This is a genomic window from Dehalobacter restrictus DSM 9455 (assembly GCF_000512895.1).
Lineage (GTDB): Bacteria > Bacillota > Desulfitobacteriia > Desulfitobacteriales > Syntrophobotulaceae > Dehalobacter > Dehalobacter restrictus.
Genome location: NZ_CP007033.1, coordinates 2809632 through 2824476, shown reverse-complemented (window position 1 = coordinate 2824476; position 14845 = coordinate 2809632). Strand labels below are relative to the sequence as shown.

Here is a 14845-nt window from a genome sequence, read left to right as displayed (position 1 = left end):
TACATATTAGCCAAAGACAATGGAGAATTCTGTTTTTCTCCGCTGCCTTCTGCGGGCCTAATCCTGGGAGGGTGGACGAGGTATTTGAGCCCGGGGTTACCGCTAGGAAAGCTGCTGGCCGTCACTGCAGGGCTGCCTGATAAAAAACCAACGACACAACCAGCCACGCAGCCATTTTCACCAGCTCTGCCATCAGCACCAGTTATAGACAGGGACTTTGAAAACAGGCTTGCCCAAAAGCTAACAAATCGAATGAAAAAAGAAAATATGGGCGTTCAAGAAAAGGTTCGGTGGCAGGATATCAGCCGGGAGGCCTTGCCGGAGGCATTCAATATCGAAGTGCTGCAGAATGAAACCGTGTACCAAAAATTCCTGAGAATAGCGGAGGGCAGGCAACTCGCCGAAAATGAGTTTCGGATTGTGGAGAAGAAGCTCGGCGTTAGTACGAAGGAACTTCTGGGCTTCATGCAAAAAGCTGTGCAGAGCGGAAATGCAGAGTGGCTGCCGATTTTTGAACAGGTTCGATCCAGGTATTTCTGCCGGCGCTGCGGAAGCAGTCATTATGAAGAATGGCCATCACTGTATGGCGATACATATACCTGCCTTGACTGTCGGGAAATTGGACCGCTCAATTCTCTGCAAATTCTTTTTAGGCTCCATTCCGTCGATGTTCCGGGTCAAACACAGGTGGATACGGATAAGTGTAAACCAGATCAAACTGTCCGGAGTTATAGCCTGGAATTTACTTTTGCGCAGGAAAAGGCAGCCGAAGAGCTTTGGCAGCAGGTGCACCGGCAAAAAGCACAAGAAACGCTGCTTTGGGCTGCCTGCGGTGCTGGAAAAACAGAGGTTTGTTTCCCTTTGATCGACAGTTTTTTGCGTCAGAATAAAAAGGTTCTTTTTGCGGCACCCAGACAGGACGTTGTGCACGATGTTCAGCCTCGTTTGCAGAAAAATTTTCCGGAATACAATATCAAAATTTTAAGCGGAGCGCTGCCGCAGGATATGGAGCCCTCAAAGCTAACCGTCGCAACAACGCATCAAGTTCTGAGATTTTATCGGGCTTTTCACCTGATTATCCTTGATGAGACTGACGCCTATCCGTATGAAGGAAGCAGCGTCCTGGAATATGGGATCAGACAGGCTTTGAGACCAGATGGACAAATTATCTGTCTTACAGCGACACCGTCAGCAGAAATCCTGTTACGGGTCAAGAGCCAGAAATGTGCGATCGTCAGACTCCCTGTAAGACATCATGGATTTCCTGTTCCGGTCCCCGAATGGCAAAAAAATAAACTGACCAGGGATCGTTCACTGGTTGAATTGAAAAAAGTATTGCTGAAATTGATTGCGGACGGTCCGATTCTGGTCTTTGTCCCCACAGTTGCGTTGGTTAAAGAATGGACGGGTGTGCTGAAAATGGCTTTTAGTGATCTGCGCGTGGAGGGAAGCTGGAGCTCGGATGCTGCGAGGAGAGAAAAGATCGTACTTTTCAGGCAGGGCGATATTAATATTTTTGTCTGTACATCCATTTTAGAAAGAGGCATAACCATTAAAGGTGTACAGGTTGCAGTTTTATTTGCGGATCATACGCTCTATGATGCGAGGGCTTTGGTCCAGATGGCCGGCAGAACAGGCCGGAGCGCAGAATGTCCGTTTGGAAGAGCCGTCTTTATTTATGCCGAACAAACCCAGGCCATGATCCAGGCCAACCGCTGGATTCAGGACCAGAACAGGCTGGCTGAAGAATGGGGATGTCTGAATGGTTGATTTATTCTTGAGACTTAAAGAAAACGCAGTGCTTTTGTGGTATGAGAAGACAACGTATTGTCTGCTTTGCGGCAATGTATCAGAAGAACCGGTCTGTCTGATTTGTCAGCAGGCGTATTTCTTTCCGAATCTGCCTCGCTGTGGTTCCTGCGGCAAAATTCTTGCAGAGACCAAAACACGTTGCCGAAATTGTGAAACAGGAAAGGGGCCGGAAGGATTGGATAAGGTAACCTGTCTGGGTTATTACAAAGGTGCCTGGAAAGAATTGGTTCAGCAAATTAAATATAAGGGACAGCCATATTTGATAACGTCTCTGGCAGAAGTGATCATTCCATGGGTTATCCGCTGGTTGCCTCCTCCTGACGCAGTAGTTCCGGTGCCGATGCATCCGGACAGGCTGGCCCAAAGAGGATTCAATCAAGCAGAGGTGCTGGCCTCAATCATCAGCAGGCAGCTGGCAATTCCTTATCAGAATTTGCTTGACCGAATAAAGGATACAATTCCTCAGACTACCCTGGGACGCAGGCAAAGGCTGCGGAATCTCCGGGATGCCTTCTCAGTCAAACCTGGTTACAGTGATCTCAGGGAAATTGTCTGGCTGGTTGATGATGTTGTGACGACAGGCTCGACGCTAGAAGAATGTGCCGGGGTACTGAAAAAGAATGGGGTAAAGAAAGTCTATGCTTTTTGTCTTGGCGCGGGAAAAGAAGAATGAGACAATTTGCCGCATAAGAATTATTTTTTGCAGAAAATTGCAGAATGAAGACAAAAATAGGACCTTCGTACTAATCGATGGACTGCTCACAATTTTATCCACCAATAAAAATGAAAATATACGCCAAAAAGTAAAGTTATCAACATTATCCACAATTTGTTGTGTATAACTTCAACAAACCGAAACGCTAGTATCATGTTAACCCTAAATCTCATATATCCTGACAGCAGATTTTTCGCAATACTGCGTTGTCTTGCAGAAAATCTGCTCGCCGTCATATAAAATTTTAAGGTTAACAAGATACTGCTTCTCAGGATGTTTTCAGTTCGTTGAGGTAATAATATCACTAAACAAAGATAAAATTTGGCAGGAATTTAATAAGAAAAGATGAATTATAATACTATATCAGGCGAAAGGGGTTGAGACTATGAATATCAATGTTCGAGGCAAACAAATGAAAATGACGGACGCGTTAAAGGATTATGTAGAAAAAAGAGTCCGTAAGCTGGAGAAGTACTCCGATGATTTTCTCGATATTCAAGTCATGCTGTCCGTAGAAAAAGAACGTCAGAGAGTTGAAGTTACTGCCCCGCTAAACGGATTTCTTCTCAGAGGTGAGGAAGAAACAGATGATATGTATTCCTCCATCGACCTGGTAGTGGATAAGTTGGAACGCCAAATGGAAAAATACCGCAAGCGTATTGGGAAAAAAAGAATAAAATCCACGAAGGAGGAGCCGAGCTATATCCTCGAGGATGATGAAGAAATCTTTGACAATAACAGCATCGTTAAAACAAAAAAGTTTTCAGCTAAGCTTATGTCGGTTGACGAGGCAGCGATGCAGATGGACCTGATCGGGCATAATTTTTTTGTATTTGCCAATGCAGATACGGGGCAGATAAATGTTGTTTACCGGCGTAAACACGGTGGCTACGGCCTACTGGAGCCAGAATACTAAAACGGCTGAACGACTCAGGTTTATTAATCGCATATCCTGAGCAAAAAAGTGTCCCGCCTAAGCGGGACATCTTTTTGCTTAGATTGAACCTTCAGTAAGACAGTGATAAAATAATCATATTAAGCACACCGCGCAAGGTGAAAGGTGGACCAAAATGGGTTTTTTAAAGGATTTGATTGATGACAACGCCAGAGATATAAAAAAGTACCAAAAGAAAGTTGAAAAAATTAATCAGTTGGAACCTTCCATACAGGTACTCTCTGATGACGAACTCAGAGCAAAGACAGTGGAATTCAAAGAAAGACTGGAACAGGGTGAGACGCTGGATGATCTTTTGCCGGAAGCCTTTGCTGTCGTCAGGGAGGCTTCGAAAAGAGTTCTCGGACAGCGGCACTATGATGTTCAGCTTATAGGCGGAATGGTCCTACACGATGGAAGGATCGCCGAAATGAAGACCGGGGAAGGCAAAACGCTGGTTGCAACCTTGCCTACGTATTTAAATGCCTTAACCGGCTTGGGCGTCCATGTTGTGACGGTTAACGATTATCTTGCCACCCGTGACGCCAACTGGATGGGCCAGGTGTATGATTTTCTCGGTTTGTCCGTCGGGTTGATTGTTCATGGTCTGACACACGAACAGCGGCGGACAAGCTATAACGCCGACATTACGTACGGCACGAACAATGAATTCGGATTTGACTATCTGAGAGACAATATGTCCGTCAATCCTGCCGCTGTCGTCCAGCGGGAGCTCCATTATGCGATCGTGGACGAAGTAGACTCGATTCTGATCGATGAAGCGAGGACGCCATTAATCATTTCCGGAGAAGCTGATAAGCCCACTGAACTGTACTTCCGGGTTGCGAAGGTTGTCCCCCGCCTTAAGCCGGAGGAAGACTATCATGTCAATGAAAAGGACAGAGTTGTAACGCTGACGGAGAATGGGGTATCTAGGGTTGAAACAATGCTCGGGGTGGATAACTTATACGATGATCTGCACAATGAAGTTGCGCATCACGTCAATCAGGCTTTGAAAGCGCATACCCTGTTCAAGCTTGACCGCGACTATGTGGTGAAAGACGGTCAGGTCATTATTGTCGATGAATTTACGGGCCGCTTAATGTTCGGGCGCAGGTACAGCGAGGGGCTCCACCAGGCGATTGAAGCCAAGGAAAATGTCAAGATTGAGCGGGAATCTCAGACGCTGGCAACAATTACGTTTCAAAACTTTTTCCGGATGTTTAAGAAACTTGGTGGCATGACCGGTACCGCGAAGACGGAAGAACAGGAATTTATTAATATTTACAGGTTGGACGTCGTAGAAGTCCCCACGAATCTTCCGATGGTCAGACAGGATCTGCCTGATGTTATCTATAGGACGGAAGAAGGCAAGTTTGACGCCGTAGTCAACGATATTTCGGAAAAGAATGCCAAAGGCCAGCCAGTACTTGTTGGAACGATTTCGATTGAAAAATCCGAGAAGCTCAGCGACATGCTGAAAAAGAAAGGTGTTCCACATCAGGTGCTGAACGCGAAGTTTCATGAACTTGAAGCCCAGATCGTCGCCAAGGCGGGGGAACAGGGTATGGTAACCATTGCAACCAATATGGCAGGCAGAGGAACAGATATTGTTCTTGGGGAAGGCGTAAAGGAACTTGGCGGACTGCATATCATTGGCACGGAAAGACATGAATCTCGCCGGATTGACAATCAGCTGAGAGGACGTTCCGGCCGTCAAGGCGACCCGGGGTCTTCCCAGTTCTATATTTCACTTGATGATGATTTGATGCGGCTTTTCGGCGGTGACAATATTGCCGGGCTAATGGACAAACTGGGTATGGACGACAGTGTTCCTGTCGAATCCAAAATTGTCAGCCGCAGTATTGAAACAGCCCAGAAGAGAGTCGAGGGCAGAAACTTTGACATCCGCAAACACGTGCTGAATTATGACGATGTTATGAACAAGCAGCGTGAGATTATTTACTCGCAGCGCAGATCCGTTCTGACAGGAGAAAACCTGAAAGAACAGGTAATGGATATGATCGAAAAAGTCATAGCCGACACCACAGCGCGTTACAGCGGAAATAGCCCGTATCCGGAAGAATGGGATCTGGTCAGTTTTCTGGACTATGTCGACAATGTCATTCTTCCTGATCATGACTTTACCCCCGAACAGATTAGCAATTTAGCCAAAGAAGAAGTTGAAGAACTATTGACCGACAGGGTGCATGAACTGTACGAGATCAGGGAATCCCAGTTCGGTTCGGACCTGATGCGCCAAATTGAAAGAGCAGTGGCTCTGCAGGTTGTAGATACCCGTTGGAAGGAACATCTTGACGCGATGGACAGCCTCCGGGAAGGGATTGGCTTAAGAGCTTACGGACAGCGCGATCCGCTCCTTGAATACAAGAATGAAGCCTTTGATATGTTCCAGGGTATGGTAGAATCCATCCAGGAGGACGTTTCGACTTATATCTTAAGAGTAACACCTCGGATTACGACGCAAGTTCCGGAACAGGCGCAAAAAGTCTCCGAGAACCGTTATGAGGAAGAACAGGAACAGGCCAAGAAGCCCCGCAAAATTGGGGAACATATTGGCCGCAATGATCCCTGCCCGTGCGGAAGTGGGAAGAAATATAAGAAATGTTGCGGAATCAACAGCTAAATAAAATGTTGACAAAACAGATTTGTTTTACTTTAATAAGCAGTGGAAAAAATAATCTAGGGGTGGAAAAATGCTTGCCGATTGGAAAAAAGAAATTGAGAATCTAAAAATGCGTTTAGCAGATTTGAGGGTTTCCCTTTGACGTTGCTGGCCGTCAGATAAAGATTGCCAAGCTTGAGGACGAACTCAACAAACCCGGTTTCTGGGATGATCCTTCTTCAGCGCAAAAAGTCATGCAGGAATTGACCCGTGAGAAGGATAAGGTGACGGTCCATCAACAGCTCCAGGATCAGATCGAGGACATCGCTGCACTTTGGGAGTTGGCTGTGGAGGAAGACGATATTTCTTTGGAATCGGAAATTGAAAACACCATTGTTAAATTGAAAAACCAGTTTGCTGATTTGGAACTAGAGATTTTGCTCAGCGGACCTTATGACCGTAATAATGCGATCATTACCCTGCACTCCGGCGCAGGCGGAACCGAATCCCAGGATTGGGTGCAAATGCTGTACAGGATGTATGTACGCTGGGGTGAACGCCGGGGATTTAAAGTCGAGACACTCGATCTTCTCCCGGGAGAAGAAGCAGGAATTAAAAGTGTAACATTTTCCTTGGTCGGGGAGAATGCCTACGGCTACGCCAAATGTGAGAAAGGGGTACACCGTCTGGTTCGTATCTCTCCTTTTGATGCCTCCGGACGGCGGCATACTTCCTTTGCCTCTGTCGATGTGATTCCTGAAGTCACTGATGATGCAGAGATAACCATTGATGCGGAAGATTTAAAGGTTGACACGTACCGTTCAGGAGGAGCCGGCGGACAGCATGTCAATAAGACGGATTCTGCTGTACGGATCACACACCTGCCTACCGGAATTATTGTTCAATGTCAGAGCGAGCGCTCACAGATTCAGAACAGGGCTTATTGCATGCGGGTTCTTCAGGCCAAGCTTTTAGAATTAAAGCGAAAACAACAGGAAGAGGAAATATCTGAGGTTCGTGGGGAGCAAAATGATATCGCCTGGGGGAGCCAGATCCGGTCCTATGTCTTTCATCCTTACAGCATGGTTAAAGACCATCGGACCAGCTATGAAACAGGGAATGTCAATGCGGTGATGGATGGGGAAATTGATCCGTATATTTCGGCTTATCTTCAGCAAATTGTCGGACAGAATAAATAAATTGTGACCAAGCAAAGGAGGAAGCTTTATACCATGTCAGATTTAAAAGAAATCGCCTGCAGGATACGTCAGGACATCATCGAAATGCTGGAAAAAGCTAAATCAGGGCATCCAGGCGGCAGCCTTTCGGCCGCAGATATCCTTGCCGTCTTATACTTCCGGATCATGAATATTGATCCGGCCAATCCTGGATGGCCTGAGCGGGACCGCTTTGTGCTCAGTAAGGGGCATGCTGCCCCTGTACTTTATGCAGCTCTGGCTGAAAAGGGATATTTCCTGCGCGAGGAGCTGCAGCACTTACGGCAGACCGGACACTTTCTTCAGGGGCATCCGGATATGAAAAAGGTTCCGGGAGTTGATATGTCCACCGGTTCTTTGGGACAGGGCATTTCAGCTGCAGTTGGGATGGCGCTTGCCGGCAAGATTGATCAAAAAACATACAAAGTATATTGTCTCGTAGGTGATGGGGAAATGAATGAGGGCCTGGTTTGGGAAGCGGCAATGGCAGCAGCCCATTATAAGCTCGATAATCTGATTGGCATCCTGGACTTTAACGGTCTTCAAATTGACGGGGAGACGGAGAAAGTCATGAATTCTTCTCCGCTCTCCGACAAATGGGGAGCCTTTGGATGGAATGTCCTGGAGGTTGACGGCCACGACATTTCAGCATTGACGGATACCCTGGAAGCAGCGAAGCAGGTCCAGGGCAAACCGACGATGATTATCGCCAAAACCATTAAAGGGAAAGGGGTATCTTTTATGGAAAACCAGGCGGGGTGGCATGGAAATGCACCCAGCCCTGAACAAGCGGAAGCTGCCCTGGCTGAACTGAGAGGTGAAAACTAATGGCTGAGATGTTTGATCTGATTAAAGCGGAAAAAATAGCGACGAGAGATGCCTATGGCAAAACACTCGTGCAGCTTGGCGGAGAAAACAAGGATATTGTGGTTCTGGATGCCGACTTGTCCAAGTCAACTAAAACAGCCGATTTTGCCAAGGTATTTCCGAAACGTTTCATCAATATAGGCATTGCCGAACAAAATTTAATGGGAGTCTCGGCCGGGCTGGCAGCAGCGGGCAAAATTCCCTTTGCGAGCACTTTTGCAATCTTTGCAACAGGAAGAGCTTTTGAACAGATCCGGAATTCCATTGCATATCCGAAGCTCAATGTGAAGATTGCGGCTACCCATGCGGGGATCAGTGTAGGTGAAGACGGTGCCTCCCACCAGGCTGTGGAGGATGTGGCGCTGATGCGTTCCGTGCCAAATATGACGGTATTGGTTCCTGCTGATGCGGAGGAAACAAGTCAGGTCATCAAAGCTGCTGCAGCATACCAGGGACCTGTCTATATCCGGCTCGGAAGACTGGCACTGCCCGTGCTCTTTGATTCATCTTCCTATCAGTTTGAGATTGGCAAGGCCAATGTCCTGAAAGACGGCAAAGATGCTGTCATTATCGCAAACGGGCTCATGGTAGCGGAAGCGCTGAAGGCTGTGAATGAACTCAGCGGGCAGGGCTGCGATGTCGCGGTTGTCAATTGTGCCTCTGTTAAACCACTGGACAAACAGACCATTATTCAGATCGCGCAACAAACAGGAGCAGTTGTCACGGCGGAGGAACACAGCATTATTGGCGGACTCGGAAGTGCAGTGGCAGAAGTATTAAGCGAAAATTGTCCTGTCCCGCTCTGCCGGGTTGGGATCAATGATGTTTTCGGAGAGTCCGGACGCCCGGATGAACTGCTGGTGAAGTATCATCTTACAGCGAAAGACATTGTTGAAGCTGTAAGACGAGTGATTGCCAAAAAATAAAGAGTTGCAGGATAAATAAAAGCAGGATATTCCCCAAAAGAGTATTCTGCTTTTTACTTTTGCTCAATTTGTTCTTTTAATTACCGATAAAATAGTAAGAAGATTTGGATCAGAAAATAGCCTAAAGAAATCAAATATATTTCTGTTGTTATTTGTCAATATATTTATTTTTTACACTATCGTTTAATAATTGTGGAATGCATTCCTGAGATCTTGCCATTTTTCAGGAAATGTTTAATTTTTTTAGCTGTCTTAGACAGGAAAATAACACAAAATGTCGAAGAGATAAATGTTAATAGGTCTTCCGGAGGACAATGAATGATTAAACTAAAGAATGTTTCCAAAATATATCCGAACGGTGCCCGCGCTCTGTTCGGCGTCAACCTTGATGTCGCTAAGGGAGATTTTGTATTTCTGGTTGGGGCCAGCGGGGCCGGCAAATCGACACTGATCAAACTGCTCTACCGGGAAGAAATTGCTACGAGGGGACAGGTACTCATCGATAATGTCAATCTTGTCAGAATGTCTTCCAGCCATGTGCCATTGGTCAGAAGAAAAATTGGTGTTATTTTTCAGGATTTCAAGCTGCTTCCGGCAAAGACCGTATTTGAAAACGTCGCTTTTGCCCAGCAGGTTATTGGTAAAAGTATGAAAGAAACCAGAGAGAATACGAATACGATTTTGGATTTGGTTGGACTTGCTAAGAAAAAGAATGCCTTTCCTTCCGAGCTTTCAGGAGGCGAACAACAGCGCGCCTGCATTGCCAGGGCGCTGGTCAACAAACCCGCTTTGCTGGTTGCGGACGAACCTACAGGGAATCTTGATGTTGATACTTCCTGGAGTATCATGGAACTGCTTAACCACGTCAACAAGCTGGGTACCACGGTCGTGATGGCAACACATGCCAGGTACATTATTGAACAAATGAATAAGAGGGTAATAAGGATTGAAGAAGGCAAGATTGTTGATGACAGCATAGAGGGGGCATACAGAATTGTCACTTAACTCAGCAAAATATGTTCTAACCCAGTCTCTGGTATCATTGAAAAGAAACTTCTGGCTCAGTGCCGCATCCATTTTAACGGTGATGATTTCTTTAACAATCGTTGGTTATTCGGTTTTCTTTTTAGTCAACACATCGAACATTGCCGAGACCTTTGGATCTCAGGTAGAAATTGCCGTGTTTTTAAATGATCATCTGGAGACATCACAAATTACCGATTTGAAAAGTCAGATTCAAAAACTTGAAGGTGTCGCAACCGTTGCCGTTACCACTAAAGATCAGGCTATTATAGAGTTTCAGGAATCCATGGGTTCCGACTCTCTTCTGGAGGATTTGGGCGGAGTGAACCCATTTCCGGATAAGATTACAATTACAACGACCGATGCCCGTCTCGTCGAAGAGATTACTTCCCAGGTAAGCGGGCTGACCGGAGTCGAGAAAGTCCGTTATGGGCAGGGCTTTGTTGAGAAACTGATTGTCTTTACTCAGTGGCTTCGCTGGGTCGGGATTGGCGTTGTTGCCGCATTTGCTTGTGCCTCTTTCCTCTTAATTGTTTTAAATATTAAAACCAATGTAAATTCCAGAGAGAAAGAGATTCAAATCATGCGCCTGGTTGGCGCCAGCAAATCCTTTGTCCGTTGGCCATTTATCATCGAAGGGATCGTCATCGGTATGGTCGGGGCAATCCTGGCTGTTGCGCTGGTTGGGGCTACCTATACCTGGCTCCTGCAGTATATTATCTCGACCTTGAGTTTCCTGCCTGTTGTCAGCAGTCAACAGTTCATTATCAATGTGCTTCTGCTGATGGTTCTGGGCGGGGTTGCCATGGGATTTCTGGCAAGTGCGTTCTCTGTACGAAAATTTTTGAACCTTTAAAATCAGTTTTTTATGATTTTAGACGTCGAGGTTAACGAACTTTGAGTTCTATTGGGGGGGAATGGCGTAAAATATGATTAAAATGACAAGACCGGTTGTTTTGCTGATTGTTTTAACTCTAATGGTTACCTTCAATTTTCCTGTGACCGCGGATGAACTGTCTGAGGCGCTTAAGCAGCAGGAAAAGATCCTGAATCAGCAGAAAAACGCGGAAGGAAACCTGAATAGCCTGACGACAAAAGCGCAACAGATGGAGAAACAGATCCGGCAACTGACGACGCAAATTTCTGACGCTGAGGTGGATCTGGATCAGAAAGAAAACGCCCATGCGAAGGCCCAGGAAGAAGTAACGGCGATTCAAACGGAAGTGACAGCCAAACAGCAGGAACTGAAAGGGAGACAGGATACTCTGCGCAGTCGGGTACGCGCGATCTATGAAGAAGGTCAGGTAAACTATCTGGAAGTTCTATTCCAATCCACTGATTTATCCGACTTCATTTCCAGAGTAGAATATCTAAGCTGCCTAGTTGAAAATGATCAAACCATTTTAAGTGATATCCGTGTTCAAAAACAGGATTTAGATAAAAAAAAGGAACTCCTAGTCGCTAAAATGGATGAGGCGGAGAGCTTAAAACAACAGGCGGAAGCAGCTAAGAATTATTTGGACAGCAGCAAGTCAAAAAAAGAAGTAGCACTCGCTGAGAATAAAGAGGATCAGGAAGCGCTGCTCGAACAAATTGACAAGCTGGAGAGAGACTCTAAAGCACTTGAGTCAAAAATCCGTGAATTGCAGAAGAACAACACCGGAGGAGTTACTGGGACAGTTAGTGTCTGGCCTGCTCCAGGATACAAGTATATTACCAGTACTTTCGGATACAGGGTTCATCCGATAACAAAACAGTATAAACTGCACACCGGAGTCGATATCGGTGCACCATATGGGGCGAAGATTGTAGCAGCAGGATCCGGTACGGTGGTCTTTTCCGGTTGGTACGGCGCCTATGGAAATGCCATTATTATCGACCATGGCAATAAAATTTCAACGCTTTACGGCCATATGTCTTCAAGGGCGGTTGCAGTCAATACAACAGTGGCAGCCGGCCAAACGATCGGTTATGTCGGATCAACGGGATGGAGCACCGGGGCCCACCTGCACTTTGAAGTGCGTAAAGACGGCACCCCGACGAACCCGATGGCCTATTTTTAATCAATTGGACTTAACTTGTACAAGTCTGCATATACTAACAGAGAATAATGAGTTTGATAGGGAAGTGGACGTTTGTTCAACCGTGTGAATTGGAAAAAAGCTTTTATACAGGCCGCCGCAGTCGGCCTGATATTTTGTCTGGGGCTGGCACTTGTTGTTGGCGGGTTTGTACTGGTCAATTATGATCACCTTGGAAGATTTATGCGGGTGGTCTATCTTATTGACACCCAGTATTTAAATGGAACATCCCGTGCTGGACTCGTTGATGGGGCAATCGACGGGATGGTGGGTTCGCTGGACCCGTATTCATCCTTCCAGGATGCTGAGGAAAACAAAGTGCTGATGAATTCGATTCAGGGCACCTTTGGAGGGATCGGTGTACATTTAAGTACGGCAGATCCGGAAAAATTGGTTGTTATGCGTCCAATCAAAGGTTCTCCGGCTGAAAGGGCAGGACTCGAAGCGGGGGATATTATCACAAAAATTGACGAGACCGATGTCTCCACGATCAGCCAGGATGAAGCAGTCGCGATCTTAAGAGGAGAGCCCGGGAGCAAGGTGACGGTTAAAATTTACCGGCCGAAGACGAAGACAGAATTTACCGTAAGTCTTATTCGTGACTATATCAATGTTCCGACGGTTGAAGGGATCTCCCTGCCGGGAAGGTCAGATATTGGGCTGATTGATATTTCCAGTTTTAACATTAATACCGGGGATGAACTTGAGAAGGTTTTACGGGAGATGGATCTGACCAAATATAAGGGTCTGATTATTGATCTTCGTTATAATTACGGAGGAGAAGTCAATGCCGCGATTAAAGTAGCAAGTTTTTTGGTGCCGGAAGGGTCGATCGTTCACATTGTGAATAGGAACGGCGTCGTAGATACAAAAGAATCGACTGCTGAATATATCGACATGCCCATTGTCATTTTAACCAACGAATATACGGCCTCAGCAGCAGAAATCGTATCGGGGGCAGTCAAGGATTACGGAAGCGGGGCCCTGGTCGGGACGAAGACGTATGGCAAGGGTGTCGTGCAGACCGTGTTTACCCTTGATGGCAACACCAGCGTAAAGCTGACGACGGACAAATATCTTACACCGAAGAAAAATGATATTAATAAATTGGGAATCAAGCCCGATGTTGAAGTCGAACTTAAAGAAGGAGAAAAGCCTACCATCCTTCCGACCGAGCCTGTCTTCGACAGTCAGCTGAGCAAGGCGGTTGAAGTCCTGCTGCAGAAAATCCAGTAGGATAGAAAAGGATACAGTATCTTTATTCAGTCAAATGGAAGACGTCTTTCTCTAAATAGAATCCGCAGCGGAACGAATGATTAAACCCATTCTGCTGCGGATTTATTTAATGAGCAATCTCATCCTAGTACTACATTCTTAGAATAGACATACACATCGAGAGTTAATTCCTGATAAGAAGATCTTCTTATTATCCCTATGATCAGTCTAAGGGACACAGTTTCGCTGTGAGCGGAGTATTGTAATGGACATTACATTTCTGTTTTGACGGGAGAACGCCGGCTGTTCCATTTGCATAGAATATCCCACAGACATTATTGAACTGGAGGAATCATCATGGGGAATACAAGTGGGATTCGTCATTATTATATTGAGGCATTCACGCCTTACGGTTACGTATCGCTGCTGCCTGAACTGCTGAAAGAAATTAAATATACATATCTTCTCACGGGCGGCCCGGGTACCGGAAAATCAACCATGATGAAGCTCATCGGCATCCAGATGATTGATCGTGGGAATGATGTTGATTATATCAGGTCGATCAGGGAAGCCGATTCAGTTGCCGGTCTGTACCTGCCCAAGCATAAAATATGCTTACTCGATAAGGATGAATTTAACTGGCAAATAAATTTCTGCGGCCCGTACCACCGTGAAATTGATTTTTCTTCCTTCTGCCGCCAGAGCAGACTGGAAGAACACAGCCCTAAAATCAGTCAGCTCGGAGCAAGTCTTGCTGACATTGAGCAGGACATCATTGCCCAGCTCAGAAAAGACTATATGCCGAAAAAACAAGAGGAATCTGAGGAAGATGGGCACGCCTGTCAAAACAAAACCAGGAATCTGGACGCTGTCCTGTCTTTGGCCTGGGAAGGCGATCAGCAAGGTGATGATTCGCCGCATATTGATGAGATCACGCGAATCCTTTCTAGAATAAAAGCAAATAATCTGTCGTTTTATTTTCTCCATAGCCTTCAATTAGAAGGGTGGCTAAATCTTGCTCCAAGATATATTCGGGATTTTGACCGGATTTGCCTGGACGGTGAAGAGTCTGCTCACCTTCTGCGGGTACTGCTCGAAGAGGTTAAATGCCTGGGGCAGGCCATGGAAATTATTGTTCATCCGCTAAAACCGTACACAATCGTCGGTTTGCTCTTTCCGGAAAAGAACCTGGCGGTCTGGAAAGGCAATCCCTGCCGGATTGAAGAGCAGGGTTTCCGGATGGGTCACAGTACGGAGCTGATAGCTATTCTCGAACAATACAGAAAAAACCGCCTCGAATTAAAAAATCTAATTAATGACTCCGTGAATTTCAGGGGATTGGACCATTTCCGCAGCGAGCTCCTGAGCAGTATTTTGACGGACCTCCATCAAGGATGAAACAAAAATGCGGGAATGAGAACAAAATGAT

General features: G+C 46.1%; 12 protein-coding genes. All 12 read left to right on the top strand.

Annotated elements, in window-relative coordinates:
* The first annotated feature begins 84 nt into the window (after positions 1–84).
* The 12 genes from DEHRE_RS13435 (at position 85) to DEHRE_RS13380 (ending at position 14814) form a co-directional block, all read left to right on the top strand.
* Entirely contained in the window at positions 85–1770 is a 1686-nt protein-coding gene (locus DEHRE_RS13435; protein ID WP_242836979.1) for a DEAD/DEAH box helicase family protein, read from the top strand.
* Positions 1763–2485, top strand: a complete 723-nt coding sequence (locus DEHRE_RS13430; protein WP_019224973.1) for a ComF family protein — start codon at positions 1763–1765, stop codon at positions 2483–2485. The genes DEHRE_RS13435 and DEHRE_RS13430 overlap by 8 nt, the downstream gene beginning before the upstream one ends.
* A 427-nt stretch (positions 2486–2912) precedes the next feature.
* A complete protein-coding gene (gene hpf / locus DEHRE_RS13425) occupies positions 2913–3443 on the top strand; it encodes a ribosome hibernation-promoting factor, HPF/YfiA family (RefSeq protein ID WP_015044892.1) in 531 nt (176 codons plus the stop codon).
* Positions 3444–3597: 154 nt separating this feature from the next.
* Positions 3598–6108 carry a preprotein translocase subunit SecA gene (secA, locus tag DEHRE_RS13420; RefSeq protein ID WP_019224972.1) on the top strand — a complete coding sequence of 837 codons (2511 nt, stop codon included), beginning with the start codon at positions 3598–3600 and terminating at the stop codon, positions 6106–6108.
* A 70-nt stretch (positions 6109–6178) separates the two neighbouring features.
* Positions 6179–7286 (top strand): peptide chain release factor 2 gene (prfB, locus tag DEHRE_RS13415; protein WP_141690633.1). Its coding sequence is split into 2 segments (ribosomal slippage): positions 6179–6247 and positions 6249–7286, totalling 1107 coding nucleotides; the frame shifts between segments, so codons are not numbered across the junction.
* A gap of 33 nt (positions 7287–7319) precedes the next feature.
* Positions 7320–8132, top strand: coding sequence for a transketolase (locus DEHRE_RS13410; RefSeq protein ID WP_019224970.1), 813 nt, complete (start codon positions 7320–7322; stop codon positions 8130–8132).
* Positions 8132–9097, top strand: a complete 966-nt coding sequence (locus DEHRE_RS13405) for a transketolase family protein (protein ID WP_019224969.1) — start codon at positions 8132–8134, stop codon at positions 9095–9097. Before DEHRE_RS13410 ends, DEHRE_RS13405 begins: the two co-directional genes overlap by 1 nt.
* Before the next feature lie 318 nt (positions 9098–9415).
* Positions 9416–10102 carry a cell division ATP-binding protein FtsE gene (gene ftsE / locus DEHRE_RS13400; RefSeq protein WP_019224968.1) on the top strand — a complete coding sequence of 229 codons (687 nt, stop codon included), beginning with the start codon at positions 9416–9418 and terminating at the stop codon, positions 10100–10102.
* Entirely contained in the window at positions 10092–10976 is an 885-nt protein-coding gene (gene ftsX / locus DEHRE_RS13395) for a permease-like cell division protein FtsX (RefSeq protein ID WP_025206216.1), read from the top strand. Before ftsE ends, ftsX begins: the two co-directional genes overlap by 11 nt.
* A 73-nt stretch (positions 10977–11049) precedes the next feature.
* A complete protein-coding gene (locus DEHRE_RS13390; protein ID WP_019224966.1) occupies positions 11050–12183 on the top strand; it encodes a murein hydrolase activator EnvC family protein in 1134 nt (377 codons plus the stop codon).
* Between the two features lie 72 nt (positions 12184–12255).
* On the top strand, positions 12256–13437 hold the full coding sequence (locus DEHRE_RS13385) for a S41 family peptidase (RefSeq protein ID WP_019224965.1): 1182 nt from the start codon (positions 12256–12258) through the stop codon (positions 13435–13437).
* 336 nt (positions 13438–13773) lie between these two features.
* Entirely contained in the window at positions 13774–14814 is a 1041-nt protein-coding gene (locus DEHRE_RS13380) for a hypothetical protein (protein ID WP_019224964.1), read from the top strand.
* The last annotated feature ends 31 nt before the right edge of the window (positions 14815–14845 follow it).